At 72.7% G+C, this 25,643-nt stretch carries 24 protein-coding genes; 12 read left to right on the top strand and 12 right to left on the bottom strand.

The features are described 5' to 3' along the window. Positions 1 to 229: 229 nt before the first annotated feature. The gene (leuS, locus tag J3A75_RS27580; protein WP_209650829.1) at positions 230 to 2,815 is read right to left on the bottom strand and encodes a leucine--tRNA ligase; all 2,586 of its coding nucleotides are present in this window, start codon (positions 2,813 to 2,815) and stop codon (positions 230 to 232) included. Positions 2,816 to 3,273: 458 nt separating this feature from the next. Here leuS and J3A75_RS27575 point away from each other — a divergent pair, with 458 nt between their 5' ends. Then, on the top strand, positions 3,274 to 3,981 hold the full coding sequence (locus J3A75_RS27575) for a YggS family pyridoxal phosphate-dependent enzyme (protein WP_174805109.1): 708 nt from the start codon (positions 3,274 to 3,276) through the stop codon (positions 3,979 to 3,981). Between the two features lie 14 nt (positions 3,982 to 3,995). On the opposite strand, the gene J3A75_RS27570 is transcribed toward J3A75_RS27575, so the two are convergent. Further along, positions 3,996 to 4,553 (bottom strand): L,D-transpeptidase, encoded by a 558-nt coding sequence (locus J3A75_RS27570; RefSeq protein WP_012321032.1) that lies wholly within the window; start codon positions 4,551 to 4,553, stop codon positions 3,996 to 3,998. A 378-nt stretch (positions 4,554 to 4,931) separates the two neighbouring features. On the opposite strand from J3A75_RS27570, the gene J3A75_RS27565 reads away from it, so the two are divergent. From J3A75_RS27565 to holA, 9 genes are all read left to right on the top strand, one after another. Further along, the gene (locus J3A75_RS27565) at positions 4,932 to 5,618 is read left to right on the top strand and encodes a response regulator transcription factor (RefSeq protein ID WP_012321031.1); all 687 of its coding nucleotides are present in this window, start codon (positions 4,932 to 4,934) and stop codon (positions 5,616 to 5,618) included. Between the two features lie 65 nt (positions 5,619 to 5,683). Continuing rightward, positions 5,684 to 6,175 (top strand): cyclic nucleotide-binding domain-containing protein, encoded by a 492-nt coding sequence (locus J3A75_RS27560; protein ID WP_012321030.1) that lies wholly within the window; start codon positions 5,684 to 5,686, stop codon positions 6,173 to 6,175. A gap of 36 nt (positions 6,176 to 6,211) precedes the next feature. After that, complete coding sequence (gene dapD, locus J3A75_RS27555; protein WP_053621258.1) at positions 6,212 to 7,087, top strand: 2,3,4,5-tetrahydropyridine-2,6-dicarboxylate N-succinyltransferase; 876 nt, start codon at positions 6,212 to 6,214, stop codon at positions 7,085 to 7,087. Between the two features lie 25 nt (positions 7,088 to 7,112). After that, positions 7,113 to 7,967 carry an alpha/beta fold hydrolase gene (locus tag J3A75_RS27550; RefSeq protein ID WP_071000091.1) on the top strand — a complete coding sequence of 285 codons (855 nt, stop codon included), beginning with the start codon at positions 7,113 to 7,115 and terminating at the stop codon, positions 7,965 to 7,967. A gap of 161 nt (positions 7,968 to 8,128) precedes the next feature. Next, positions 8,129 to 9,016, top strand: a complete 888-nt coding sequence (locus J3A75_RS27545) for an acid phosphatase (protein ID WP_024828974.1) — start codon at positions 8,129 to 8,131, stop codon at positions 9,014 to 9,016. A gap of 130 nt (positions 9,017 to 9,146) precedes the next feature. After that, complete coding sequence (locus tag J3A75_RS27540; RefSeq protein WP_029361174.1) at positions 9,147 to 11,378, top strand: TonB-dependent siderophore receptor; 2,232 nt, start codon at positions 9,147 to 9,149, stop codon at positions 11,376 to 11,378. 107 nt (positions 11,379 to 11,485) lie between these two features. Beyond that, positions 11,486 to 12,445 carry an AEC family transporter gene (locus J3A75_RS27535; RefSeq protein WP_071000090.1) on the top strand — a complete coding sequence of 320 codons (960 nt, stop codon included), beginning with the start codon at positions 11,486 to 11,488 and terminating at the stop codon, positions 12,443 to 12,445. A gap of 166 nt (positions 12,446 to 12,611) precedes the next feature. Continuing rightward, positions 12,612 to 13,157, top strand: a complete 546-nt coding sequence (lptE, locus tag J3A75_RS27530; protein ID WP_012321023.1) for an LPS assembly lipoprotein LptE — start codon at positions 12,612 to 12,614, stop codon at positions 13,155 to 13,157. A 6-nt stretch (positions 13,158 to 13,163) separates the two neighbouring features. Further along, entirely contained in the window at positions 13,164 to 14,201 is a 1,038-nt protein-coding gene (gene holA, locus J3A75_RS27525; protein ID WP_024828977.1) for a DNA polymerase III subunit delta, read from the top strand. Between the two features lie 6 nt (positions 14,202 to 14,207). Here the strand turns inward: holA and J3A75_RS27520 are convergent, their stop codons facing one another. The 5 genes from J3A75_RS27520 to mnmG all read right to left on the bottom strand — a co-directional run bounded on the left by J3A75_RS27520 (position 14,208) and on the right by mnmG (position 19,325). Next, positions 14,208 to 14,942, bottom strand: a complete 735-nt coding sequence (locus tag J3A75_RS27520; protein WP_071000088.1) for a class I SAM-dependent methyltransferase — start codon at positions 14,940 to 14,942, stop codon at positions 14,208 to 14,210. Positions 14,943 to 14,982: 40 nt separating this feature from the next. Then, the gene (locus J3A75_RS27515) at positions 14,983 to 15,876 is read right to left on the bottom strand and encodes a ParB/RepB/Spo0J family partition protein (protein ID WP_209650956.1); all 894 of its coding nucleotides are present in this window, start codon (positions 15,874 to 15,876) and stop codon (positions 14,983 to 14,985) included. Positions 15,877 to 15,937: 61 nt separating this feature from the next. Further along, positions 15,938 to 16,795, bottom strand: coding sequence for a ParA family protein (locus J3A75_RS27510; protein WP_012321019.1), 858 nt, complete (start codon positions 16,793 to 16,795; stop codon positions 15,938 to 15,940). Continuing rightward, positions 16,792 to 17,427 carry a 16S rRNA (guanine(527)-N(7))-methyltransferase RsmG gene (rsmG, locus tag J3A75_RS27505; protein ID WP_012321018.1) on the bottom strand — a complete coding sequence of 212 codons (636 nt, stop codon included), beginning with the start codon at positions 17,425 to 17,427 and terminating at the stop codon, positions 16,792 to 16,794. The genes J3A75_RS27510 and rsmG overlap by 4 nt, the downstream gene beginning before the upstream one ends. Beyond that, positions 17,424 to 19,325 carry a tRNA uridine-5-carboxymethylaminomethyl(34) synthesis enzyme MnmG gene (gene mnmG, locus J3A75_RS27500; RefSeq protein WP_116656693.1) on the bottom strand — a complete coding sequence of 634 codons (1,902 nt, stop codon included), beginning with the start codon at positions 19,323 to 19,325 and terminating at the stop codon, positions 17,424 to 17,426. The genes rsmG and mnmG overlap by 4 nt, the downstream gene beginning before the upstream one ends. A gap of 406 nt (positions 19,326 to 19,731) precedes the next feature. Here mnmG and J3A75_RS27495 point away from each other — a divergent pair, with 406 nt between their 5' ends. Then, a complete protein-coding gene (locus J3A75_RS27495; RefSeq protein WP_012321016.1) occupies positions 19,732 to 19,881 on the top strand; it encodes a hypothetical protein in 150 nt (49 codons plus the stop codon). Between the two features lie 56 nt (positions 19,882 to 19,937). Here J3A75_RS27495 and J3A75_RS27490 read toward each other — a convergent pair whose 3' ends face one another. Beyond that, positions 19,938 to 20,159: a heavy-metal-associated domain-containing protein gene (locus J3A75_RS27490; RefSeq protein ID WP_012321015.1), complete on the bottom strand. Its 222-nt coding sequence runs from the start codon at positions 20,157 to 20,159 to the stop codon at positions 19,938 to 19,940. A gap of 67 nt (positions 20,160 to 20,226) precedes the next feature. Continuing rightward, positions 20,227 to 21,099, bottom strand: a complete 873-nt coding sequence (locus J3A75_RS27485) for a MipA/OmpV family protein (protein ID WP_071000085.1) — start codon at positions 21,097 to 21,099, stop codon at positions 20,227 to 20,229. Between the two features lie 240 nt (positions 21,100 to 21,339). Between J3A75_RS27485 and J3A75_RS27480 the strand changes: the two genes are divergently transcribed. After that, positions 21,340 to 22,869 (top strand): EAL domain-containing protein, encoded by a 1,530-nt coding sequence (locus J3A75_RS27480; RefSeq protein ID WP_245364392.1) that lies wholly within the window; start codon positions 21,340 to 21,342, stop codon positions 22,867 to 22,869. A 27-nt stretch (positions 22,870 to 22,896) separates the two neighbouring features. Here the strand turns inward: J3A75_RS27480 and J3A75_RS27475 are convergent, their stop codons facing one another. From J3A75_RS27475 to J3A75_RS27465, 3 genes are all read right to left on the bottom strand, one after another. Beyond that, positions 22,897 to 24,183 (bottom strand): OprO/OprP family phosphate-selective porin, encoded by a 1,287-nt coding sequence (locus tag J3A75_RS27475; protein WP_063110100.1) that lies wholly within the window; start codon positions 24,181 to 24,183, stop codon positions 22,897 to 22,899. 117 nt (positions 24,184 to 24,300) lie between these two features. Then, positions 24,301 to 25,149 (bottom strand): pantoate--beta-alanine ligase, encoded by an 849-nt coding sequence (gene panC / locus J3A75_RS27470; RefSeq protein ID WP_059410247.1) that lies wholly within the window; start codon positions 25,147 to 25,149, stop codon positions 24,301 to 24,303. A gap of 97 nt (positions 25,150 to 25,246) precedes the next feature. Continuing rightward, positions 25,247 to 25,603 carry a hypothetical protein gene (locus J3A75_RS27465; RefSeq protein ID WP_024828984.1) on the bottom strand — a complete coding sequence of 119 codons (357 nt, stop codon included), beginning with the start codon at positions 25,601 to 25,603 and terminating at the stop codon, positions 25,247 to 25,249. Between the last annotated feature and the right edge of the window lie 40 nt (positions 25,604 to 25,643).

Raw genomic sequence — 25,643 nt, 5'->3', positions numbered from 1 at the left:
GGCGAGCCGGATCGTCGAACCGGCCAGCGGTCACGGTGCCTTCACCGGGGGTGAGGATTCGATACCGGGTCGGGGTGAGATCCTCCGGCAGGGCTCACCCGCTCCGTCATCACGCGCGAGGCGAAGTGATCCAGGCCGGCGCGACCTCCCTGTGACCGTCACGCGACCCCGGATCGCTTCGCTCCGCTCGCGAAGACGGCAGGAGCGGAGCGACCGGGCGGATGTCGGATCACACCACCAGGTTCACGATCCGCCCCGGCACGACGATCACCTTCCGCGGTGCCTTGCCCTCCAGCACCTTCTGGACGGCCTCCAGCGCCAGGGTCGCGGCCTCGACGGCCTTGGCGTCGGCGTCGCGCGGCACGGTGACGTCCGCTCGCTTCTTGCCGTTGATCTGGACCGGCAGGGTCATCTCGTCCTCGACCAGCAGCGCGGCCTCGGTCTCGGGCCACGGCGCCTGGGCGACGAGGCCGCCGCGGCCGAGGACGGACCAGCACTCCTCGGCGAGGTGCGGCATCATCGGGGCGATGAGCTGGACCAGGATCCCGGCGGCCTCCTTGGCGGCGGCCGGCGAGACCGGGCCGCGCAGGCCGTCCTCCAGGGCGTTGGCCAGGGTGTAGATGTGGGCGACGCAGCGGTTGAAGCGCAGGCGCTCGATATCGTCCTGCACGGAGGCGAGCGCCCGGTGGGCGGCCTTGCGCAGAGCGAGATCCGCGGCGCCGTCGCCTTTCGCCTGCCCGGCGGCGTTCACCAGGCGCCAGACCTTCTGGACGAACCGGGCCGCACCCTGCACGCCCTCCTCGGTCCAGATCACGTCGCGCTCCGGCGGCGAGTCGGACAGCATGAACCAGCGCGCCGTGTCGGCCCCGTAGCTCGCGATGATGTCGTCGGGGTCGACCACGTTCTTCTTCGACTTCGACATCTTCTCGATCGGGCCGATCGCGATCGGCGCCTGAGTTTTCACGTGAAACGCGCGGCGCTCGCCCTCCTCGGTGGCGAAGCGGATCTCGGCCGGGGGCACCCAGGCGCCGGCCGCGTCCTTGTAGGTCTCGTGGACCACCATGCCCTGCGTGAACAGGCCGGCGAACGGCTCGGCGACGCCGGCCCAGCCGGTCTCGCGCATCGCCCGCATGAAGAACCGGGCGTAGAGCAGGTGCAGGATCGCGTGCTCGATGCCGCCGATATACTGGTCCACGGCCAGCCAGCGATCGACCACGGCCCGGTCGGTGGGGGCGTCCGCCAGCCAGGGCGCGGTGAAGCGGGCGTAGTACCAGGACGAATCGACGAACGTGTCCATCGTGTCGGTCTCGCGCCGGGCCGGCGCGCCGCAATGCGGGCAGGCCACGTTCCGCCACGCGGCGTCCCGCTCCAGCGGGTTGCCGGGCTGGTCGAAGGAGACCTCCTCGGGGAGCTTCACCGGCAGGTCGGCCACCGGCACCGGGACCGGGCCGCAGGACTCGCAGTGGATGATCGGGATCGGGCAGCCCCAGTAGCGCTGCCGGGACACGCCCCAGTCGCGCAGGCGGAACTGGACCTTGCGCCTGGCGACCCCCGCCCCTTCCAGCCGCCGGGCCACGGCCTCGAACGCCTCGCCCGTGCCCATCCCGTCCAGGAAGCGCGAGTTGATCATCCGCCCGTCCTCGACATAGGCGGTGTCGGTGATCACGAACGTCGCCGGGTCCTGCCCTTCCGGGCAGACCACCGGCGTGTTGCCGAGCCCGTACTTGTTGGCGAAGTCGAGGTCGCGCTGGTCGTGCGCCGGGCAGCCGAACACCGCGCCGGTGCCGTACTCCATCAGCACGAAGTTCGCCACGTAGACCGGCAGCTCCCAGGACGGGTCCAGAGGATGGCGCACGGTGAGGCCGGTGTCGAAACCGTGCTTCTCGGCGGTGTCGATCGCGGCCTGGGCGGTGCCGGTGCGGCGGCACTCCTCGATGAAGGTCTGCAGCTCCGGCCTGCCCTCGGCCAGAGCGGCCGCCAGGGGATGGTCGGCCGCGATCGCCAGGAACTTGGCGCCGAACAGGGTGTCGGGCCGGGTCGTGTAGACGGTCACCGTGTCGGGCTCGCCGGCGACCGGCCGGGCGAGGCCGAACTGGACCTCCAGGCCTTCCGAGCGGCCGATCCAGTTCTTCTGCATCAGCCGGACCTTCTCAGGCCAGCGGTCCAGCCCGTCGAGAGCCGTCAGCAGGTCCTCGGCGAAGTCGGTGATCTTGAAGAACCACTGGGTGAGCTCGCGCTGCTCCACCAGGGCGCCGGAGCGCCAGCCGCGCCCGTCGATCACCTGCTCGTTGGCCAGCACCGTGTGGTCCACCGGGTCCCAGTTCACCTTGGCGGTGCGGCGGGTGACGAGGCCCTTCTCCAGGAAGTCCAGGAACATGCGCTGCTGGTGCTTGTAGTAGTCGGGATCGCAGGTCGCGATCTCCCGGCTCCAGTCGAGCGACAGCCCCATGGCCTTCAGCTGGTCGCGCATCGACGCGATGTTGGCGTAGGTCCAGTCCCGCGGGTTGACCTTGCGCTCCATGGCGGCGTTCTCGGCCGGCAGGCCGAAGGCGTCCCAGCCCATCGGGTGCAGGACGTTGAAGCCGCGGGCGCGCTTGTAGCGGGCGACCACGTCGCCCATCGCGTAGTTGCGGACGTGGCCCATGTGGATGCGCCCCGACGGGTAGGGGAACATCTCGAGCACGTAGTATTTCGGGCGGGGATCGGAATTGTCGGTCTCGAACAGCCGCTTCTCGGCCCAGGCCTCCTGCCAGCGCGGCTCGGCATCCTTGGCGTTGTAGCGCTCGACGGGCTGGGGGGCGGTGCTGGCGGTCATGGATCCGGCTGGGTCAGGGGCTCGTCGGTCATTCCGAAGGATGACCACGGCACGGTCGCGCCGCGATAGCATATCTGCGCCGCAGCCGGTCAACGCGGCGCGCGATTCGGACTTGCGCGGGACGCGCGAACGCATAGGTCCTTCCGCAGCAGAGACGGTACACGGGAGCGGCCGGCCCTGGGCTGATTCCATCCCTCCCCGCATCCCGCGGTGCCCGCGTCGGCGGGCCTCGAAGGAGGGCTCCAGGGATCGCAGCGGCCGGCTGGAGCGCCCCTTCGCGACCTCCGCTGCGCTCCGGCACCTCGGGATGAGGGGTCTGAGCTGGACAGCTGGGTCGCCGGGAAGGTGCCGCCGAGGTGTTGTGTACCGTGGGGCGCCTGGTTCGGCGTCCGGCAGCGATAGGACGGCCCGCTATGGACGACGCGATCACCGACCCGAACCCGCCCGCGACGGACGGGATGGGCCAGCGGACCGACAAGCTCCCCGTCGGCCAGGCCGACGTCGCCGCCGGTCTCGCCGAGGTGCGGGCGGCGATCGCCCGCGCCGCCGAGGATTCGGAGCGCGATCCCGCCGAGATCCAGCTCGTCGCGGTCTCCAAGACCGTGCCGGCCGAGGGGATCCTGCCCGCGCTCAAGGCCGGCCATCGGGTCTTCGGCGAGAACTACGTCCAGGAATCCGTGGCGAAGTGGCCGGGTCTCCGGGCCCGGTTCCCGGACGTGGAGCTGCACCTCGTCGGGCCGCTGCAATCCAACAAGGCCCGGGAGGCGGTGGCCCTGTTCGACGTGATCCACTCCCTCGACCGGCTGTCGCTCGCGGCGGCGCTGGCCAAGGAGATCGAGCGGTCCGGCCGGACCCCGAAGCTGCTGATCCAGGTCAACACCGGCGCGGAGCCGCAGAAGGGCGGCGTGCTCCCGGACCAGCTCGCCACCCTCCTGTCGGAGTGCCGGGAGACCCACGGGCTGGCGATCCAGGGCCTGATGTGCATCCCCCCGGCCGAGGACCCGCCCTCGGCCCACTTCGCCCTGCTGGCCCGGCTGGCGAAGGCGCACAACCTGCCGATCCTCTCCATGGGCATGAGCGCCGACTTCCCGGCGGCGATCCAGCTCGGCGCCACCCATGTCCGGGTCGGGACCGCGATCTTCGGGGCCCGGACCCGGAAGGCCTGAGCCGGACGCGCGCCTCAGCCGATCCGCAGGTGCGTCCGCGGCCCGAGGCGGCGGAGCAGGCGCAGCAGGTCGGCCCGGGCCAGGGCGACGCAGCCCTCGGTGGGGCGGTAGCCGTCCCGGGCGATGTGCAGGAAGATCGCCGAGCCCCGCCCCTTCCGGATCGGGGCACGGTTGTAGTCGAGGTCGATCACCACGTCGTAGAGCCCGTCGTCCCGCCACATCGATTCGGCGCTGACCCCCGGGGCCGGCAAGCGGATCGGCCGATTGTAGCGGCGGTCCCGGCTCTCGTCGCACCAACCGTCGGCGGGGCGGGTCGCCCGCAGGGGCAGCAGCGTGCGCGGCCGGATCGCGAGATGATCGGGCCGGTAGGCGCCGCCGCGCAAGCGGAACCGCCCGCGCGGCGAGCCGCCGTCGCCCTCGCGCTTGTCGCAAACGATGCCGCCCGCCCCGAGGGCGCAGGGAAACACCGCCCGACCGACGAGCAGCTGCCCGCGCCGCCGGTCCCCGACGAGGGCGCGCACGCGGATCTCTCCCAAGGTCAGGCGGATGGGTCCCCCGCTCGGCCGCCGCATGTCCGTCCTCCCGAATCCGTCCGGTCCCGCGGGCCTTATGCCCGGGATCCGTACTTCGAACCGGTGAAAAATTGCGCGCAAGGCAACTTCCGGCCACAAACGGCGCCCTATCTCTCGGCCGAACCCGGGCCGCCGAGCCGGGATTCGGGAGCGCGCCAGCCCTCCGCCTCGCCGCGGGGACCGACGACCTGATCCCGGAGCGGCGTGCCCCGTTCCCGCAGCCCGTTCGCCGGCGCGCTTGTCACGGCGGCGAAAGGATGCGGAAACACAAGCCTGGGTAGGGTCGTCGCGCGATCCTGCCGCGATCTGACATCATCGCATGCTGCACCCGGCAGGCCGCCCCTCGCCCCTCCCGCAGCACGCACTGGGGCCCGGACGATGCCGAACGCCTACCGCCTGCTGATCTGCGACGACGACGCGATCCTGCGCGACACCCTGACCGAGCAGCTCGATCTCTGCGACGAATTCACGGTCTTCACCGAGGCCAACGCCGCGGACGCGATCCGGCGGGTCGCCGCGGAGCGGATCGACCTCGCCGTGATGGATGTCGGCCTGCCCGACCTCGACGGGCGCGAGGCCGTGCGCCGGATGCGCGCCGGCGGCTTCCGCGGCCCGGTGATCATGCTGACGGCCCAGGATTCCGAGGCGGACCACGTCGAGGGCCTGGAGGCCGGCGCCAACGACTACGTCACCAAGCCGTTCAAGTTCGGCATCCTTCTGGCCCGGATCCGCGCCCACCTGCGCAGCCACGAGGCCTCCGAGGACGCGGTCTTCCAGATCGGCCCCTACACGTTCCGCCCGGGGGCCAAGCTCCTCGTCGGCGAGCGCGGCTCCAAGCTGAAGCTCACCGAGAAGGAGACCGCGATCCTGCGCTTCCTCTACCGGGCGGGCCGGGCCGTGGTGAACCGCGACACCCTGCTGGCCGAGGTCTGGGGCTACAACGCCCAGGTGACCACGCACACGCTGGAGACGCATATCTACCGGCTGCGCCAGAAGATCGAGCCGAACCCCGCCACCGCCGCGATCCTCGTGACCGAGGGTGGCGGATACAAGTTGCTGCCCTGACGAATTGAAGCTTTACGTGTAGGCGATCCGGCGGGTTCGCGTATGCGCAGGGTGGTGAGGCGTTCTTGGGGCTCGACGACGATATCGCGATCCTCGCGGCCGCGCCGCTGTTCGGCTTCCTCGACCGGGACGCCCTGCGCCTGCTGACCTTCGCGGCGGAGCGGCGCGACCTCGCCGACGGCGACCTGCTCTTCGCCCGCGGCGACCCGGCCGATGGCGGCTTCGTGGTCATGGCGGGCACGATCCGGCTGGAGCCCCGGCTCGCGGGGGCCGAGCCGGTGCGGGCCGGGCGCTCGGCCCTGATCGGCCAGCTCGCCCTGTTCGTGCGCGGGACGCGCCCGACCGAGGCCCGGGCCGAGGGGAGCGCCGCGGTGATGCGGATCACCCCGATGCTGATGCGCCGCGTGCTGGAGGAGTTTCCCGCCGCCGCGCAGGCCGTCCACGACACCCTGGCGGACGACCTCGCCGATCTGGTGACCGATCTCGATCAGGTGCGCGAACTGCTCGAGATCATCGACGGCATCTCCTCAGGTGACAGCTCCGGTGGCCGCTTGTAAGCACGGGCTCCCGCCGCAAGAGTTCTGATCCGTTCCATGTCCCAGGCCGGCAAGCCCCATTCCGATCTCGCCCATTCCGATCTCGCCCAGACCATCGAAGCCGCCTGGGAAGACCGCGCCAACGTGTCGACCGCGACCCGGGGCGCGGTGCGCGAGGCGGTCGAGGCGGCCCTGGAGCTGCTCGATTCGGGCAAGGCCCGCGTCGCCGAGAAGTCCGGCAACCGCGACTGGGTGGTGAACCAATGGCTGAAGAAGGCGGTGCTGCTCTCCTTCCGCCTCAACGACATGGCGACGATCGAGGGCGGCCCCGGCGGCGCGCCCTGGTGGGACAAGGTCGCGTCGAAATTCGCCGGCTGGGGCGAGGCCGAGTTCCGCGCCGCGGGCCTGCGCGCCGTCCCGGGCTGCTTCGTCCGCCGGGGCTCCTACATCGCCCCCGGCGCCGTGCTGATGCCGAGCTTCGTCAATCTCGGCGCGCATGTCGGCGAGGGCACGATGGTCGACACCTGGGTGACGATCGGCTCCTGCGCGCAGGTGGGGAAGAACTGCCACATCTCGGGCGGTGCCGGCATCGCGGGCGTTCTGGAGCCGCTGCAGGCGAACCCGGTGATCATCGAGGACGACTGCTTCATCGGCGCCCGCGCCGAGGTGGCGGAGGGCGTCATCGTCGGCCAGGGCAGCGTCCTGTCCATGGGCGTCTATATCGGCGCCTCCACCAAGATCGTCGACCGGACCACCGGCGAGGTCATGTACGGCCGGGTGCCGCCCTACTCGGTGGTCGTCTCGGGCACGATGCCCGGCAAGGCGCTGCCGGACGGCACGCCGGGCCCGGGCCTCTACTGCGCGGTGATCGTCAAGCGCGTCGATGCCGGCACGCGGTCCAAGACCGCCATCAACGAGCTGCTGCGCACCTGAACATCCGGAAGCTGGCGGGAGCGCGATGGAGACGTCGGAGCTGACCCTCACGGTGGCGGGCCGGACGGTGCCGACCCCCTGCGACCGGATCGGGGCGGGGCCGGACGCGCTCCTGCTCCCGGCCCTGTCGACCATCTCGGCGCGGGCCGAGATGCGCGGCCTCGCCGGCCTGCTGGGGACGCAGTACCGCTGCCACGTCCCCGACTGGCCGGGCTTCGGCGCCCGGCCGCGGGCGCGGGTCCCCCTCGCCCCGGCGACCTTCCACGCCTTCCTGGACGCCCTGCTGGCCGCCGCGCCCGGCCCCTACGCCCTCGGCGTCGCGGCCGGCCACGCCGCCGGCTACCTGGTCGCGGCGGCGCGGCGCCACCCGCGGGCCTTCGAGCGGCTGGTCCTGGTGGCCCCGACCTGGCGGGGACCGCTGCCCACCGCGATGCCGGGCCGGGCGCACTGGTTCCCGCGCATCCGCCGGGCCGTGGAGGCCCCGGTCCTCGGCGAGGCGCTCTACCGGATCAACATCAGCCCGCCGATCATCGGCCGGATGATGCGCGCCCACGTCTACGCCGACGCGGCCCGGGTCACGCCGGCGGTGATCCGCGACAAGCACGCCATCACCCGTCAGCGCAACGGCCGCTTCGGCACCGCGGCCTTCGTCACCGGGGGCCTCGACCCGGTCGGCAGCCGCGACGCCTTCCTGGCCCTGTTCGGCGACGGCCTGCCGCCGACCCTGGTGCTGCGGCCCGCGGGCGCCCCCCGGCGCTCGGGCGCCGAGATGGACGCCCTCATCGCCGACGGTCGCGTGACCGGCGCCGCGATCCCCGGTGCCCTGAGCCCGCACGAGGAGCACCCGGACGCCGTGGCCGCCGCGATCCGGGCGGCGTGAGCGCGGTGCGCGGCCCGGGGCGGGTGACAGGCGGCCCGGATCGCCGCCGCCTCGCCCTGGACAGGCGTGTGTGCCTGTGCAGGGACTGAAGCGGCCGGCTGAGCCGTTCGTCCGGCAGCGGGCGCGCCCCGCAGATTCCATCCGATAGAGCCCCGGATCCGATGCTGCGCACGCCGTCCCTGCCCCTCCTCGCCCCGGCCGCCCTCGCCCTCCTCCTGGCCGTCGCGGCCCGCGCCGAGGATTCCCCGCGCCCGGCCCCCGCGGCCCCCTCGGCAACACCCGCGGCCCCGTCCCTCGGCGCCGACACGCTGAAGCCCGGCAAGCCGGCCGTGAAGCCCTACCTGGCCGAAGGAGCGGTGCCGGACGCCGTCCAGTTCCTGCCCTCCCCGCCGGCCCACGACGCGCCCCTCGACAAGGCCGACCGGGCGGCCTTCAGCAGCACCCGCGCCCTCAAGGGGACGCCCCGCTGGGAGCTCGCCGCCAACGACGTGTCGGAGGGGGCCGCCGCCGTGCTGGAGAACTTCGCCTGCGTGCTCGGCACCCGGATCGATCAGGCGCGGGTGCCGGCGGTGATCAACCTCCTCGAGCGCGCCCGGCTCGATCTCGCGCGGGCGACGCGGGGGCCCAAGGTCCATTACCGCCGCCTGCGCCCGTTCGTCGGCAACGAGGCGCCGATCTGCGTGCAGCGCAGCCAGGCCCTGGCCGACAGCTTCAGCTACCCCTCGGGCCACGCCACGCAGGGCTGGGCCTACGCGCTGATCCTCGCGTCCCTGGTGCCCGAGAAGGCGACCCCGATCCTGGCCCGCGGCCGGGCCTACGGCGAGAGCCGGATCGTGTGCGGCGTGCACTGGCTCAGCGACGTGGCGGCGGGGCGCCTGACCGGCACCGCGGTCTTCGCCGCCCTGATGGGCGACGCGACCTTCCGGGCCGATCTCGACAGGGCCCGCGCCGAGCTTCGCGCGGCCCTCGCGGGCCCCGGGACGGTTCCCGATCAGGCCGCCTGCACCCGGGAGGCCACCGCCCTGCGGGAGCCGCCGCTCGAGTTCTAGGCTCGAACCGCTCCAGATTTGAACGCTTCTAAGTGTGTGATTTGCAACACGTTTTCGGCTTGATCAAGAGACCGTGAGTAATGGTACCTGAGCTCCAGGCGCCGTCTGTAGGCGTGTTTCTGGGTCTCCGATGTCGCTTCGTTCCGCTCAGTCCGGCCTCCTCCTCGCCACCACCGCTCTGACCACCGTCGCCTTCGTTCGGGCCGCCGCCGCGCAGGACGCCGCCGTCCAGCTCAACGAGATCTCCGTGGAGGCCACCCGGCCGGCCATCGCGGCCCCCGCGGGATCCGGCATCGGCGGCGGCAATGTCAGCGGCGGCGACGGCGGCAGCGCGGCCACCAGCGGCGGCGGCGGCGGACCCTCCGGCGTCACCGGCTACGTGGCGCGCGTGAGCCCCACGGCGACGAAGACCAACACGCCCCTGATCGAGACCCCGCAATCGGTCTCGGTGGTCACCCGCGAGCAGCTCAACGACCGCAACGTGCAGGATCTGGCCCAGGCGATTGCCTACACGCCGGGCGTGTCGAGCAGCGTGTTCGGCTTCGACCCGCGCTACGATGCCTTCTACATCCGCGGCTTCAGCGCGACCTACAACGGCATCTTCCGCGACGGCCTGCGCCTCAACGCCGTCGGCCTGACGATCCCGCGCAGCGAGCCCTACGGGCTGGAGGCGGTCACCATCCTGAGAGGGCCGGCCTCGGGACTCTACGGTCTCGGCTCGCCCGGCGGCATCGTCGACTCGACCTCGAAGCGCCCGGTCTTCGTGCCCTTCGGCGAGGTGCAGTTTCAGGCCGGCAACTACGACCGCTTCCAGGGCAATTTCGACATCGGCGGCCCGGTGGCGGGCACCGACGGGACGTTGGCCTACCGCGTGACCGGGGTGAAGCGCCAGTCCAACACCTACCTGCCCGGCGGAGACGACGACCGCACCTTCATCGCCCCGTCCTTCACGTGGCGACCGGATTCCGACACCAGCTTCACGTTCCTCAGCGAGTATTTCGAGTCGCGCCTGCCGGGAACGTCGTTCTTCTACAACGATCCGGGCTTCCGGGTGACCAATTTCTACTCCGGTGACCCGGCGTTCAATCAGTACAAGCAGCAGCAATATCGCATCGGCTACGCTTTCGAGCACAAATTCTCGCCGGATCTGATCTTCCGTCAGAACTTTCGCTACTATGATGTCCGCGCGGATTACGATTACACGTCGATCACGGGACTCAATCCTGCCCGAACCCTGGGCTCGCGGACGGCCGGCGCCTACCTGGACACGCTGAGCCAGATCTCCCTCGACAACCAACTCGAAGGCCACTTCACCACCGGTCCGATCCAGCACACCCTGATCGGCGGGGTCGATTACGCCCATTACGACTACACGCGCGCCTTCGGCTTCGGTGCCGCGCCGGATCTCAACCTCCTGACCTTGAACTACGGGCAGCAGGTCATCGCCCGGCCGCGTTACACGAACTTCCAGAGCCAGGCGCAGGATCAGATCGGTGCCTACTTGCAGGAACAGGCCAAGCTCGGGCGCTTCGTCCTGACCCTCACCGGCCGGCACGACTGGGTCTTCCAGAACACGAGCGACCAGACGGCCGGCACGGTCGCCAACCAGACCGACCGGGCCTTCTCGGGCCGTATCGGGCTGAATTACCTGCTCACCGATTTCCTGGTGCCCTACGCCAGCTACGCCACGACCTTCACGCCGCAGGTCGGCATCGACGTGAACGGGAACCCGTTCAAGGCCGCGACCGGCGACCAGATCGAGGCCGGCGTGAAGGTGGCCATCCCGAACACCAACATCACGACGTCGTTCTCAGGATTCGACATCGTGCAATCGTCGCTCCTGCGGCAGGATCCCAATAACATCGCCAATCAGGTCGCGACCGGGTCGGTGGAGTCCAAGGGATTCGAGGCCGAACTGACGGCCAATTTCGCGCCGGGAACCAACCTGACGCTGTCCTACACCCATCTCGATCTTCGCTACCTGCGCCAGACCTCCCTGGTCACGGGTCGGCCGATCGACGGCAACGCCCTCTCGGGCATCCCGGGCGACAGCTTCACCGCCTTCGGAACCTATCTGTTCGCGCCCTCCTCGCCGCTGGCCGGCCTGCAACTGGGCGGCGGTATCCGCTACGCCGGGACGAGTTTCGCCGACGACGAGAACACCGTCCGCAACCCGACCGTGACCCTGTTCGACGCGCTGGTCGCCTACGATTTCGCGGCCCTCGACCCGAAATACAGGGGCTTCCGCGCGCAGATCAACGCCACCAACATCTTCGACCGCAGCTACACGACCTGCCAGGCCGGCTTCTGCTATCGCGGCGCGCCCGCGACGGTCATCGGCAGCCTGATCTACCGCTGGTAGTTTGCGGGGGCGGGGGCCGCGGCATGGCAGGTCCCCGTCCGCGGCACTGGAGCCGGGATCGGAAACCGTCCTAAGGCCGGAGCATCGTCCTCCGACCCGGACCCGCCATGCTCTCGACCCTGCTGGTCGTGCTGCCGATCTTCGCGCTGATCTTCGCCGGCTGGCTGACGCGGCGGATCGGAGTGCTCGGAGCCGCCGCCACCACCGAGCTCAACCGGTTCGTGGTCTTCCTGGCCCTGCCGGCGCTCCTGTTCGACGTGACCGCGCACGCCCACTGGAGCGCCATCTGGAAGCCCGGCTTCATCGGCGCCTTCGGGCTCAGCAGCCTCGCGGTCTTCGGTCTCACCGTGATGATCCGGCGCGGGGCGGGGAGGCCGCTGGCCGACGCCGCGGTCGACGGCCTCAACGCCGGCTACGCCAATACCGGCTTCATGGGCTTCCCGCTGGCGCTGGTCGCCTTCGGGCCGGAGGCGCTCGCGCCCACCACGGTGGCGGCGATCCTCACGGTCTGCGGCGTGTTCGCGGTGGCGATCGTGCTGATTGAGACCGGTCTGCGGCGCGAGGCGGCCGCCACGGGCCGCGGCGGCGGGGCCCGCCGGCCGGTCTGGTGGACGGTTATCCGCTCCCTCGTGCGCAACCCGCTGCTGGTGGCGCCGGCGCTGGGCGCCCTGGTGCCGAGCGCCGGGCTGACCGTGCCGGAGGCGGTGGCCACGTTCCTGAAGCTCCTCGGCGGCGCGGCGGCGCCCTGCGCCCTGGTGGCGCTCGGCCTGTTCCTGGCCCAGGCCCGCCACACCGGGGGCGGGCAGGGGCGCACCGCCGCGCTGCTCGTCGGCCTGAAGCTCGCGCTCCACCCGCTCCTGGCCTACGGCCTCGGCCGCTACCTGTTCGACCTGCCCCCGCTCCTGCTCCACACCGCCGTGCTCATGGCCGCCCTCCCCACCGGCACCGGGCCGTTCATGCTGGCCGAGTTCTACCGGCGCGAGGCCGACCTGACCGCCACCGTGGTGCTGGCCTCCACCGTGCTGGCCATCGTCACGGTCTCGGCCTACCTCTCGGCGATCGCCTAGGCGTCGCCACCCCCCGGCGCTCCGGCGCTCCGCGGCCTCACGGTCGGAAACGGGACGATCACGCTCTTGCCGCAGAGGAATCGTAACGTTTGCCCCGTAGCGTCGTGGCGCGGCACGCCGTGTCCGCGCTAGAACGATCCGACAGGCAGGGGCGGAACGACGGCGGATGGTGGGTTCGGGAGTTTCCATCGCGGGGCGTATCGCCCGCCTCGCCTGCGCGACGGGCCTGGCGCTGAGCCTCTCGGCCTGCTTCCGGCCGCTCTACGGGCCGACCGCCTCGGGAGAATCCGTCCAGGCGCTGCTCGCCTCGGTGCAGGTCGACGACGTGGCGATGGCCCAGGGCCAGGAGCGCCTCGGCCACTACCTGCGCAGCGAGCTGGTCTTCGACCTCGACGGGTCCGGCCATCCGGCGACCAAGCGCTACCGGCTCAAGCTCTCGGGCTCCGAGATCGTGCAGACCCCGATCGTCTCGTCCACCACCGGCCGCGCCGAGGCCGGCACCCTGGTGGCCAACATCAAGTACAGCCTGGAGGACATGGCCGGCACCAAGGTCTACACCGAGGGTGTCGCCACCTCGACCGCGACCTACGACCGCTCGGTCCAGCGCTTCGCCAGCCAGCGGGCGGCGCGGGACGCCGAGATCCGGCTGGCGAGCGTGCTGTCCGATCAGATCAAGAGCCGCCTCGCGGCCGTGCTCTCGACAAAGCCGTAACCCGACGTGACGGCAGTCAAGGCCGGCGAGATCGAGGGGCTGATCCGGCGCGGGCCCGATCCGCGCATCCCCGTCATCCTGGTCTTCGGGCCCGATACCGGTCTGGTGACCGAGCGGGCCCGGAAGCTCGCCGAGGATTTCGTCGACGATCCGGCCGATCCCTTCGCGCTGGTGCGGATCGACGGCGACGCCCTGGCCGCCGATCCGGGCCGGCTGTGCGACGAGGCCGGGACGATGGGCCTGTTCGGCGGCCGCCGGTCGATCTGGGTCCGGCCCGGCACGCGCAACTACGCGCCCGCCGTCGAGGCGGTGCTGGGCGCGACCGTCGCCGACGCCCGCATCGTGGTGGAGGCCGGCGACCTCGCCAAGAACAACCCGCTCCGCACCCTCTGCGAGCGCTCGCCGAAGGCGCTCGCGATCCCCTGCTACGCCGACGACGAGCGGACCCTCTCGGACCTGATCGAGCGCACCCTCCAGGAGCGCGGCCTGCGCATCGACCGCGCCGCCCGGGAGGTCCTGGCCCGCAGCCTCGGCGGCGACCGTCGCGCGAGCCTGATGGAGATCGAGAAGCTCGCCCTCTACGCCGCGGGGGAGGGGGACAAGACCGTGACCCTCGAGCACGTCGAGGCCGTCACCAGCGACGTCGCGGCGAGCGTGCTCAACACCCTGATCGACGCCGCCTTCGACGGCCGCCGCGAGGCGGTGGAGCGCGACTACCGCCGCTTCCGGCACGAGGGCCTCGATCCGGGCGTGGTGCTGGGCTCGGCGCTGCGGCACGCCCTGACACTGCTCACCACCCGCCTCGACAATCCCGAGAAGACGCCCGCCATGATGGCCGCGACCTGGCGGGGCCTGCATTTCAAGCGCAAGGCCAGCATCGAGGGCCAGCTCGGCGCGTGGCCGCCCGGCACCCTCCGCCAGGCCGTCGCGGCCCTGCAGGAGGCCGTCCTCGCCTGCCGGCGGGCCGAGCCCGACCTGGCCCACGCGCTGGCCTCGGCGGCCCTCCTGCGGGTCGCGGAGGCGGGGGCACGGCGGCGGCGCTAGCCGGGCTCAGGCGCCGTCCGCGCCCCCGGCACGGCGGCGCGCGAGCCACGCGCCCCAGAACAGGCTGAAGAAGAAGCGGGTCGGCGTCCCGAAGCCGGCGGCATCCAGCAGGTCCGCGACGGCCTCCTCGGAGTGGGGCGGGTCGGCGCCCTGCAGGATCTTCCCGCGCCGGGCCTCGATCTCGTCGGCGCCGGCGCCCTGCTGGCGCCAGCGCTCGCCCCAGGCCGCCAGGAGCAGGGGCTGGCTCGCGTAGGCGTAGTGGTTGCCGGCGAGCACCAGGGGCGCCCCCGGCCTCAGGTGTCCGGCGATGGCGTGCAGGATCGCCCGCTTCTCCGCGTCGCCCGGCAGATGGTGGAGCACGCCGATCAGGGTCGCGGCGTCGTAGGTCGCGTCGCGGGGGAGGGCCTCCACCGGGCCGCGGACGATCTCGGTCCGGTCGGCGAGTCCGTCCCGCTCCAGCCGCGCGACCGTCAGGTCCATCATGGCGCTGGAGGGGTCGACGGCGGTGAAGCGCCAGGCCGGCTCGAGGGCCGCCGCGGTGACGATCTCCGTGCCGCCCCCGCCCGCGCCGACGACCAGCAGCCGCGCGGGCGCGCCGCGACCCAGGGCGGCGGCGAGCATGCAGGCGGCGAGCTCGTGGCAGGCGTCGTAGCCCGCCAGGGCGATCCGGCTCTGCTGCGCGTACGCCCCGGCCCGGTCGGCGTCGAACTTCCGCGCCGCCGCGCCGCCCTGCTCGGCCAAGCTCCGCTCCTCCGCTCTACGGGGCGCCGACGGCGCCGCCTCAGGCGTCCGAGACCTTGAACCGGTTGAGCAGGGCCTGCAGCTCGTCCTGGGTCTCGTAGCGGATGCGGATCTCGCCCGAATCGGCGTCCTTCGGCTTGTAGGAGACCGGGACGCCGAGCGCCCGGTGGATCCGCAGCTCCAGGTCGCGCACCGTCGCGGGGCGCTCGGCCGAGAGGCGCGGGCGCCCCGGGCGCGGCGTCTCGGCCGGGGCAGCCTCCGCGGAGGCGATGGCCTCCACGTCCCGGACCGACAGGCTCTCGGCCACGACGCGGCGCGCCGTCGCCTCGGGATCGCGCACGGCCAGCAGCGCGCGGGCGTGGCCGGCGGTCAGCTCGCCGGCGGTGACCCGCTCCTGCACGGACAGCGGCAGGTTGAGCAGCCGGAGCGTGTTGGCGAGGTGGCTGCGGCTCTTGCCCAGGATCTCGGCCAGCTCCTTCTGGGTGTACGAGAAATCCTTCATCAGGCGCTCGTACCCGGACGCCTCCTCGATCGCGTTGAGGTCCGTGCGCTGGACGTTCTCCAGGATGGCGAATTCCAGCGAGCCGCGGTCGTCGATCTCGACCACCACCACCGGCACCTCGTCGAGGCCGGCGCGCTGGGCGGCCCGCCAGCGCCGCTCGCCGGCCACGATCTCGTAGGTCCCGGGCACGTCGCCGATCGGGCGGACCACGATCGGCTGGATGATGCCCCGCTGACCGATCGAGGCCGCCAGCTCGGACAGCTCCGTCTCGGCGAAGCTCCGGCGCGGGTTGCGCGGGTTGGCGCGCAGGAACTCGATCTGGACCCTGCGCTGCTCCTCGGCCTTGGTCGAGGCGCGGCCGGCCTCGTTGAAGTCACCGATCAGCGCCGCGAGCCCGCGCCCCAGTCGAGGCTTCGCCCCCTCCTCCGCCATGATCGCCACCCGTGTCACGCTCCACACTCGCCCCTCGTACCGGGAGGGGGACTCAAATCCGTCAGGCCGCGGCCGGAACCCGGCCCTCGCGCTGGATCACCTCCGAGGCGAGGCGCAGGTAGGCCTGACTGCCGGCGCATTTCAGGTCGTACAGCAGCGCCGGCTTGCCGTGCGAGGGCGCCTCGGAGATCCGGACATTGCGGGGGATCACGGTCTCGTAGACCTTGTCGCCCATGAACCCGCGCACGTCCGCCACCACCTGGGCGGAGAGGTTGTTGCGCGGGTCGAACATCGTCAGCACGATGCCCTGGATCGTCAGCTTCGGGTTCAGGGCGCCGCGGACCTGCTCGACGGTGCGCAGCAGCTGGCTGAGGCCCTCCAGGGCGAAGAACTCGCACTGCAGCGGCACCAGCACCGCGTCGGCGGCCGCCAGCGCGTTGATGGTCAGCAGGTTGAGCGAGGGCGGGCAGTCGATCAGGACGTAGCTGATCCGGCTCAGGCTCGGCGCCTGGGTCAGGCTCTTCAGGACGCCGCGCAGCCGGTGCGCCCGGTCGGGGAGGGTGGCCAGCTCCAGCTCCAGGCCGAGGAGGTCCATGGTCGAAGGCGCCAGCGACAGCCGCGGCACGGCGGTGGGGACCACGGCCTGCGCCAGGGAGGCCTCGCCGGCCATGACCTCGTAGGTCGAGACCCGGCGCTTGGCGCGGTCGATCCCGAGGCCCGTGGAGGCGTTGCCCTGCGGGTCGAGATCGATCACCAGCACGTCCTCGCCGATCGCCGCCAGGGCGGTGCCGAGGTTGATCGCCGTCGTGGTCTTGCCGACGCCGCCCTTCTGGTTGGCGAGCGCCAGCACGCGCAGAGGGCGTCGCATGGATGAATCCATGGACCGGTCGGCGGGATCGCCGAGGATCGCTTCGCTCATCGGTGGCTCGGGGCGGCGAGGGCAGTGACGCGCACGATCCGGGCTTCGGAATCGGTCCGGCTCGGCACGAGGTCGTTAACGACTCTCCACTGCGCGCCGGCCTGGGTCAATTCGGCTTGTACGTCCCGCCCCTTCGGAAACAGGCCGGTGGTGCCCGTTTTCAACAGAGGCTCGGTCCAGGCGAGGAGCTGCGTCATCGGGGCGAGGGCGCGGGCGCAGACCACGTCGGTCCCGCCGTACTCACCGATCACCGCCTCGATCCGCGCGTTGCGCACCCGGGCCGGGGCCTCGGTCAGCCGGGCGGTCTCGGTGAGGAAGGCGCATTTGCGCGCGTTGCTCTCCACGAGGTCGACCCGGACGCCGCGCTCCCGGCCGGCGATGGCCAGGATCAGGCCCGGGATGCCCGCCCCGGAGCCGAGATCGAGCCACGTGCGGGCCTCCGGCGCGAGGTCGAGCAGTTGCAGCGCGTCGTCGATATGGCGGCTCCAAACCTCCGTCAGGGTCGCGGGGCCGACGAGGTTCTTGATGGGCTGCCAGCGTCGCAGCTGCGCCACGTAGAGGTCGAGCCGCTCCGCTGTTTCACGTGAAACACCGGCAGCCGCCAGGACACGGGCGCGATCCGGATCGCTCATGCCGGGTGCCGGTCCACGGGGGCCGACGGCGCGCGCGCGCCGCGCCTTGCGTGGGCGGCCAGGAGGGTGAGGGCCGCCGGGGTAACGCCCTCGATCCGGGCCGCCTGCCCCAGGGTCCCGGGGCGCACGGTCTCGAGCTTCACCCGCATCTCGTTTGAGAGGCCGCTGATCGCCGCGTAGTCGAGCCCCGGCGGCAGGCGCACCGCCTCGTCCCGGCGGAAGGCCGCGATGTCGGCGTTCTGGCGGTCGAGGTAGACCGCGTAGGTCGCGTCGGTCTTCATCCGGTCGGCGATCCGCGGGGGGACCTCCGCCAGGTCCGGCCACACCGCCGCCAAGTCCGCCCATCCGATCTCCGGGTACGCGAGCAGCTGGAAGCCGGTGCGGCGGATGCCGTCGCGGTTGAGGCTGATCCCGTGGGGCGCGGCCTGGCTGGGCGTCAGGCTCACCGCGTCGAGGCGGGCGCGGGCCGCGCCGAGCGCCGCCTGGCCGGCCGCGAACTGGGTCGCCCGGTGTCCCCCGACGCAGCCGAGCGCGATCCCGCGCGGCGTCAGCCGGGCGTCGGCGTTGTCGACCCGCAGGGACAGCCGGTACTCCGAGCGCGAGGTGAACATCCGGTACGGCTCGCTGACCCCCTGGGTCACGAGGTCGTCGATCATCACGCCGAGATACGACTCGGCCCGGTCGAAGCCCGCGATGCCGAGGCCGCCCGCGTGCCGGGCGGCATTGAGGCCGGCCACCAGGCCCTGGCCGGCGGCCTCCTCGTAGCCCGTGGTCCCGTTGATCTGGCCGGCCAGGAACAGGCCCGGCAGGCGCTTCACCTGGAGGCCGAGATCGAGCTCCCGGGGATCGACGTAGTCGTACTCGATGGCGTAGCCCGGCCGCAGGATCTCGACCCGCTCCAGGCCCGGGATCAGCCGCACGAGGTCGCGTTGCACCGCCTCCGGCAGCGCCGTCGAGATGCCGTTCGGGTAGATGGTGGGATCGTCGAGCCCTTCAGGTTCCAGGAAAATCTGGTGGCCCTCCCGGTCGCCGAAGCGCACCACCTTGTCCTCGATCGACGGGCAGTAGCGCGGGCCCCGGCTGGCGATGCCGCCGGAATACATCGGCGAGCGGTGCAGGTTGGCGCGGATCAGGTCGTGGACGGCCCGGGTGGTCCGGGTGATGCCGCAGCGGATCTGCGGGTTGGTGATCCGCTCGGTCAGCGTCGAGAACGGCACCGGCTCGGCGTCGGCCTCCTGCATCTCCAGGCCGGACCAGTCGATGGTCCGCCCGTCGAGGCGCGGGGGCGTGCCGGTCTTCAGGCGCCCGAGGCGGAGGCCGAGGCGTTCGAGGGTCTGGGCCAGCCCGACCGCCGGCGCCTCGCCGACGCGGCCCGCCGGGATCTGCCGCTCGCCGATATGGATCAGGCCGCGCAGGAAGGTGCCGGTGGTCAGCACCACCGCGCCGCAGGCGAGGGTCCGCCCGTCCGCCAGGACGAGGCCGCAGAGGCGGCCCTCGGCGTCGAAGGCCAGATCCTCGCACGCGCCCGCGACCACGGTGAGGCCGGCGGTCTCGGCCACGGCGGTCTGCATGGCGGCCGCGTAGAGCTTGCGGTCGGCCTGGGTGCGCGGACCGCGCACCGCCGGTCCCTTGCGGCGGTTGAGCAGGCGGAACTGGATGCCGGCCGCGTCGGCGACCCGGCCCATCAGCCCGTCCAGGGCATCGACCTCGCGGACGAGGTGGCCCTTGCCGAGGCCGCCGATCGCCGGGTTGCAGGACATCGCGCCGATCGTCGCGGGATCGTGGGTGACCAGCGCGGTGCGCGCGCCGCAGCGCGCGGCGGCGGCGGCGGCCTCGACGCCGGCATGGCCGCCGCCGACGACCGCGACGTCGAACCGTGCGGAGGAGGTGGTGAGCATCGGGTACCGAGCAGCCTTTCGCAGATATTCCGCCGCGGGTGCGGGCGGCGCGCGCGCCGTGCACGGCCCGCGCGCGCGGGGACCGGCGGATCTGCCGGGAGGTCTAAGCGCGCCCGGGCGCGGCGGTCAACGCGTCCGGATCCCGCGCGCCTGGGACGGCGCCCCGCACGGCAGGACTCATCTGAATGCGGTATTCAACACCCGAGCCGCGGAAAGATCTGTTGTTCCCGCGGGCGTTGCTGGAGAAGGCTCTGCGATGACTTGCCCGCAATCTCTTGCCAGCCGCTCCGGGCCGTGCAAATCTTGCGCCGTGACGCGATCCTGAGCGGACAACGCCGTTCGCCAGGCCCACGAGAGGGACCGGTTTCGCCGCGCCGCGGAGCGACGCGCGAGGAGGAGACTCAAGATGTCGTCGCTGACAATCGGCCTGGGCGCCGCCTGTTGCGCGGCCGGCGCCGCCGCCCATTTCCTCGACCGCACCAAGCGCAAGGAAGGCCTGTTCGGCCTCGCGGGCTTCGCCCTGTTGCTGACCGGGATGTTCCTGAGCCGCTCCTGAGAGGGGGCCGCGCACGGGGCGCTCCGGCGTCCGCGGCCTCGGGAGGCCGCGGCGGCTCAGCCGGTCATGGCCGTCGCGGTGTAGCCGGCCTTGGTCAGGGCTTCGGCGATGGTGAGCGCCTGCGCGTCGGTGCGGATCGCCACGCGCGCGGCGTCCCGGTCGACCCGCACGTCGGCGGCGGGATCGACCCGCTTCACCGTGCGGGTCACCGCAGCGGCGCAGCCGTCGCAGGTCATGCCCTCGACTCGCATCAGCAGGTCGGCGCGCGTCTCGTCCATTCGGGCCTCCATGGCGTGTCCCCGGAATGTCGGGACCCGGCGGGGCCGGCGCAAGCCGGGGCGCGGCTCAGAACAGCGCCGGCATGCGGAAGGCGTAATCGACGCGCAGGCCGAACTGGTACTGGTTGGGGTTGCCGAACGGGCGCCGCACCAGCGGGCTGTCGCCGGAGGCGCCCAGGATCCGGGTGTAGCCGGCATAGGCCGTGTAGGACCAAGTCTCACTCTGGGTGTAGGTCACGCCGCCGAGCACGCCCGCCGAGTAGAAGCTGCGCGGGTCGTAGGGGGTGACGCGCCCGTTCAGCGCCGCCTCGATCGGCGAGACGCCGAAGTATTTCCGGGCGTAGCTGGCGTCGCCGACGTTCAGGCGCGGCCCGACGGAGAACAGGAACTTCTCCGCCGGGATCAGGTAGTCGGCCGCCACCGAGCCGACCGTGCCGTGGTGGCCGTAGAGGCCCTGGCGCACCTCGACGCGGGTCCGGATGAACGAGACCGGGTAGAACTCCGCGAACACGCCCGGCTCCACGGCGAAGCGGGCGTCGCGGAAGCCGTACAGGTGGCGCCTGTCGTCGCCGTAGTAGCGCCCCGGCACGAAGCGCGCGGTCGGGCCGATCCGGAACGACTCGGTGTCGAACAGCGACAGGCTGAACCCGTCATCCGGCGTCGAGAAGCGGCGCGGCTCGCCCACCCGGCGGACATCGATCGAGGGATAGCCGACGGCCGTATAGTCGCTGGCGCCCGGATAGCGCGGCACGGCCTGGATCGAGCCGCTCAGCGTGACGATCCAAGTGTTGGGATCGACCATCGCGAAGGTCGGCGTGGTGCGCGGAAGATCCGCGTTGAGATCGGCGGCCCGCGGCGCCGTCGTGCCGAAGGCCGCGAGGAGCGCGCCGGCGCCGAGAACGGCGCGATATCGGGGAGTACGCGGGGGGACGGGCGTCATGGCCACGCTTTATGATCCTTTTTCATCCCGTCCGCATTCGCAAGCCGCGCAACCCTCCCCGGATCGCCCCGCAATCGGGTCCGCCGTGATGAATCCGCAACGTTCCAGCGGGCGCCGGCGTCACACCGCCCGGAATTAACAGGCGGTGGCGCTCCATCGCGGTCCCTAAGCCTTGCCGGGCAGGGTGCGGGTGGCCAATGATCCTGCGATTCGGTTCGCGCCCGGTGGGGATCGCTCGGGATGTCCCCCGGCGACCGGCGCGCGTTCCTGGCAGGTGTTCAGACGATGGTCCCGGTCCTCGGCCGGTACGCGGGGCTGCTGACGGTCGGCCTTCTCGGGCTCGTCGTGTTCGGGCCGCTCGCGGTGTTCCTGCCGCTCTGGAGTGCCCTGACGCTCGGCGCCGCGGCCGCCGCGGCGGGCGGTCTCGCCCTCACCCGTATCGCCACCCTCAAGGCGCGCTGCGAGAAGCTGTCCGGCGAGGTCGACCTGCTGTCCCGGCGCCTGCTCAAGGTCGAGACGGCGGCCGCGACCGCGGCGGCCCAGCCGCGGCCCGAGGCCGCGGAGGCCGCCCTGCGGGCGCAGATCGAGGAACTGACCGTCGAGTTCGGGCTCCTCAGCGGGATCGTCCGCGACCTCACCACGGTCGTGAGCGCCCAGGATGCCGAGATCGCGGGCCTCAAGGCGCGGCCGGCGATCGGGCCCGGAATCGCGCCCGCCGAGGCGCCCCGGCCGCAGACCGCGGCGGCGCCCGCCGCTGGCCTTCCGGACGCCGCCGCCCCGTCGCTGCCGCAGCCGAGGGGCCCGGCCGCCCCGCTCGAGCGGGTCCCGCCCGGGCCGCAGCCGGCTCCGGCCGACCGGCAGCCCGCCCCGGACCCGACGCCGGCCGTCCCGGCGCGGCCGATCCCGCCGCGGCCGATCCCGCCCCGGCCCGCGGCCGCGCCCGCCGACGAGGGCGCGATCGTCGCGGCCTTCGAGGGCGACGGCCTGGAGATCCACCTGCAGCCGGTCGTCACCCTGCCGCAGCGCAAGGTGGTGGCCTACGAGGCGCTGGCCCGGCTGCGGATCGGCGGCCCCGGCGCGCCGCCGGCCGAGCCCGAGGTGTTCCTGCCGGTGCTGGAGCGCCACGGGCGCACCACCGAACTCGACCGCCGCATGCTCCAACGGGCCACGATCGTGGCGCGCCACCTCGCCCGGCGCGGCAGCGAGACCCTGCTGACCTACGGGCTGTCGCCGCTGTCGCTGTTCGAGCCCGGCCTCCTGCGCGAGCTGGCCCGCACGGCCGCCGACGATCCGGCCCTGGCCGGCCTGACCATCGCGCTGCCGCAGGAGAGCTGGCGCCGTCTCGACGCCGGCCAGCGGGGCCTGCTCGCGCCCCTGCAGGGTCGGATCGGGTTCAGCCTCGACCGTCCGGACGACCTCCGGTTCGACGCGGCCGAGCTGGCGGCGCTCGGCATCGGGCAGGTCAAGGTGCCGGCCGAGATGCTGCTCCGGCCCGGCACGAGTCGCGGCAGCCTGTCGGACATCGCCCTCGAGGACACCGCGCCGGCCCTGGCCCGGGCCGGGATCCGCGTCGTCGCCACGGGCGTCGCCGACGAGGCCGACGTCCCAGACCTGATCGATCTCGACGTGCCGTTCGCGCAGGGGACAGCTTTCGCGGCCCCGCGGCCGGTGCGCGCGGAGGTCCTGGCGGCCCCGCCCGCCGAGGAGCCGACGCCCCCGCCGGAGCCCGAGCGGCGCCCGTTCCGGTCGGTCCTGCGCCGGGCCGTGTGAGGGCTTCGGGCCGCCCGCCGAGCCGCGTCACCAGTAGATCTGCAGGCGCGCGATCACCGTGTCGACCGAGAACGGGCGGGTGCCGAGGGTGTCGGACTGGGCCTCCCCCGGCCGCACGCGCCCGTGGACGACGTTCCCGATCAGCCGCAGGTTGGGCTCGGGATACCAGCTCAGGCCGAGGGTCACGTCCTGCTCCATGCCCCCGCGGAAACCGCGGGCGTCCAGGTCGACGGCGCTGTAGCGCGCCGCCAGCTCGAACACGCCGATCCCGCCCCGGGAGAGCCGCTGCGCCTCCGGAACCGTCACGCCCCGGAAGGTCGCGTAGGTCGTGCCGCTCTGCGGCGTCAGCGCGTAGGCGCGGCCCTCGCCGTTGAGCACCAGGGCCGCCTCGACATAGCCGCCCTGGAAATCGAGCGCGGCGCCGGGCTGGCCGGGACCGGGGAACGGCTGCAGCTCGGCCCGGATGTACTCGGCCTGCACCAGGAGCGGGCCGCGGCGATAGGCCAGCTCGGCGCCGAGGCGCGACACGCTGGCGGCGTCGGGGAGATCGCCGGTATCCACCAGGGGGCGCTCGAACAGGAAGGCGCCGGCGGGGCTGGAGAAGCCGAAGGCGCCGTCCGACCGCGACCGGGTGCGGAAGACCCCGGCGAGCCCGAGATGCAGGGTCTCGTCCCCGGTCATGATCGGCGCGACGGTGGCGCGGGCCGCCACCGCGACGCCGTCCCCGTCGATGCCGCTGCTGGCGGCGTTGCCGAACACGCCGGCCACAGCGGTCCAGTTCTTCCCGTGATGTCCGGCCGCGAAACCGAAGCGGCGCTCCGGCACGAGGGCGTTGGCCACCGAGCGCTCGGCGAACAGCGTGTCGTTGTTGCTCTGCAGCCATTCCAGGCTGAAGGGCTCCTTCATGTTGCCGAGGGTCAGGATCGTGTCCGGCACCCCCTTCCAGGCGACCAGCGCGTCGTTGATCGGCAGCATCGGGTCGGCGAAATCGTACTGGAAGGCGATCACCCAGTCGCGGCCGATGGTCAGCGTCGGCTCGATCCAGGCCCGGCGCACGGCGACGTTGTCGGGGAAGGCCTCGGGCAGGTCCGGCCGGCTGAAGCCCGCCGCGCCGCCGTCGATGTGCAGCCGGCCGCCGATCTGGAGCTTCACGTCGGGTTCGGGAAAGGTGAGGGTCAGCCCCTTCGCGTCGTAGCGCAGGCGCTCGCCGGAGGGGCCGGCCATCCCCTCGAGCGCGTCCTCGCCGGCGCCGGCGGGACCCGCCAGGGCGAGGGACACGGCCAGTACGGCCGGTGCGGTGCGCGTTCCGATCACGGGAGCAGCAGAGAACAGGTCGGCCGGGCGGCGCCAATCACTTGGCGCAGTCAAAGCCGGAAATCCGCGCGTCGTGGCCCGGCGGCCACGACCGCCGGCGGCCGGACCGGCGCCGGCCTAGACGGCGCGATTGTCGATCAGCCGGGTCCGGCCCAGGAAGGCCGCGGCGATCACCCGGGCCGGGCCGTCGACCCGCTCCACCGGGACCAGGGTCCGGGCGTCGCAGACCGCGAGGTACTGGACGCGGAACCCCGCCGCCTCCAGCGCCGCCCGCCCGGCGGCGATCCGGCCGGCCACGGGGGTGCCGCTGCGGGACGCGGAGGCGATCTCCGACAAGACGGCGTGGAGCTTCGGGGCGACGGCCCGCTCCTCGGCCGAGAGGTAGCGGTTGCGCGACGACAGCGCGAGGCCGTCGGGCTCGCGCACGGTCGGCACGCCGCGGATCTCCACCGGGAGGTCGAGATCCGCCGCCACCTGCTGGAGCACGCGGAGCTGCTGGAAGTCCTTCTCGCCGAACAGGGCGACGTCCGGCCGGACCTGGTTGAGGAGCTTGGTCACCACCGTGGCGACGCCGGCGAAGTGGCCGGGCCGGAACGGCCCGCACAGGCCGTCGGTCAGGCCGGCGACCTCGATCCGGGTGGCGAAGCCCGGCGGGTACATGGTCTCGACGCTGGGCGTCCAGGCGGCGTCCGCGCCGGCTCGCGCCAGCAGGGCCAGGTCCGCGTCGAGGTCGCGGGGGTAGCGGGCGAAATCCTCGTTCGGGCCGAACTGGGTCGGATTGACGAAGATGCTGGCGACGGTCCGGCGGCCGATCCGCCGCGCCTCGGCCACGAGGGCGAGGTGCCCGTCGTGCAGGGCCCCCATGGTGGGGATCAGGACGACGCGCTCGCCCGCCGCGCGCCACGCCGCGACGCATCCGCGCAGGGCGGCGAGGTCGCGGAAGGACTGGAAGGTCGACTCGGACACGGCACGGGCTCCGGGGGAGGGTGGGGCCGGTCTAGAGCATGATGGGGAGCGGTGGAATCCGGCAGTCCGGTCACGGTCCGCGCGGTCCCGGTCGGCGTCAGGGGCAGTAGGGCAGGAGTGAGCGTCCGAACGGGTCGTCCACGCCGGGCGGCGGCGTGAAGCCGTAGTAGCTCGGATGCCCCAGGCCGTACTCGGAGCCGACATAGCTCGGATCGTCCGGGGCGTTGGTGGGCACGGGCGCCCGCCGGGGCGTGCAGCCCATCGGCGCGGGACGGGACCGGAGGGCGTAGACCGGCCGACGATCGAGGCCGTCGTTGCGCGGGAAGAAGCGGGGGCTGCCACCCGCGCCCGTCTCGACGCCGCCGCGGATGTCGAGGTCGGCCGCGCGGCCCGATCCGGCGAGCAGCAGGACGAATCCGAGCGCCGTCACCGCCCTGCGCGTCGTCGCCCGCATGCCGCCTCCATCCCAGCCGGAAGGCGGCACCGTGCGACGG

This window comes from Methylobacterium sp. PvP105 (assembly GCF_017876975.1).
GTDB lineage: Bacteria > Pseudomonadota > Alphaproteobacteria > Rhizobiales > Beijerinckiaceae > Methylobacterium > Methylobacterium radiotolerans.
Note: the sequence above shows the minus strand (reverse complement) of the source record. Positions and strands in the feature narration are given on the sequence as shown.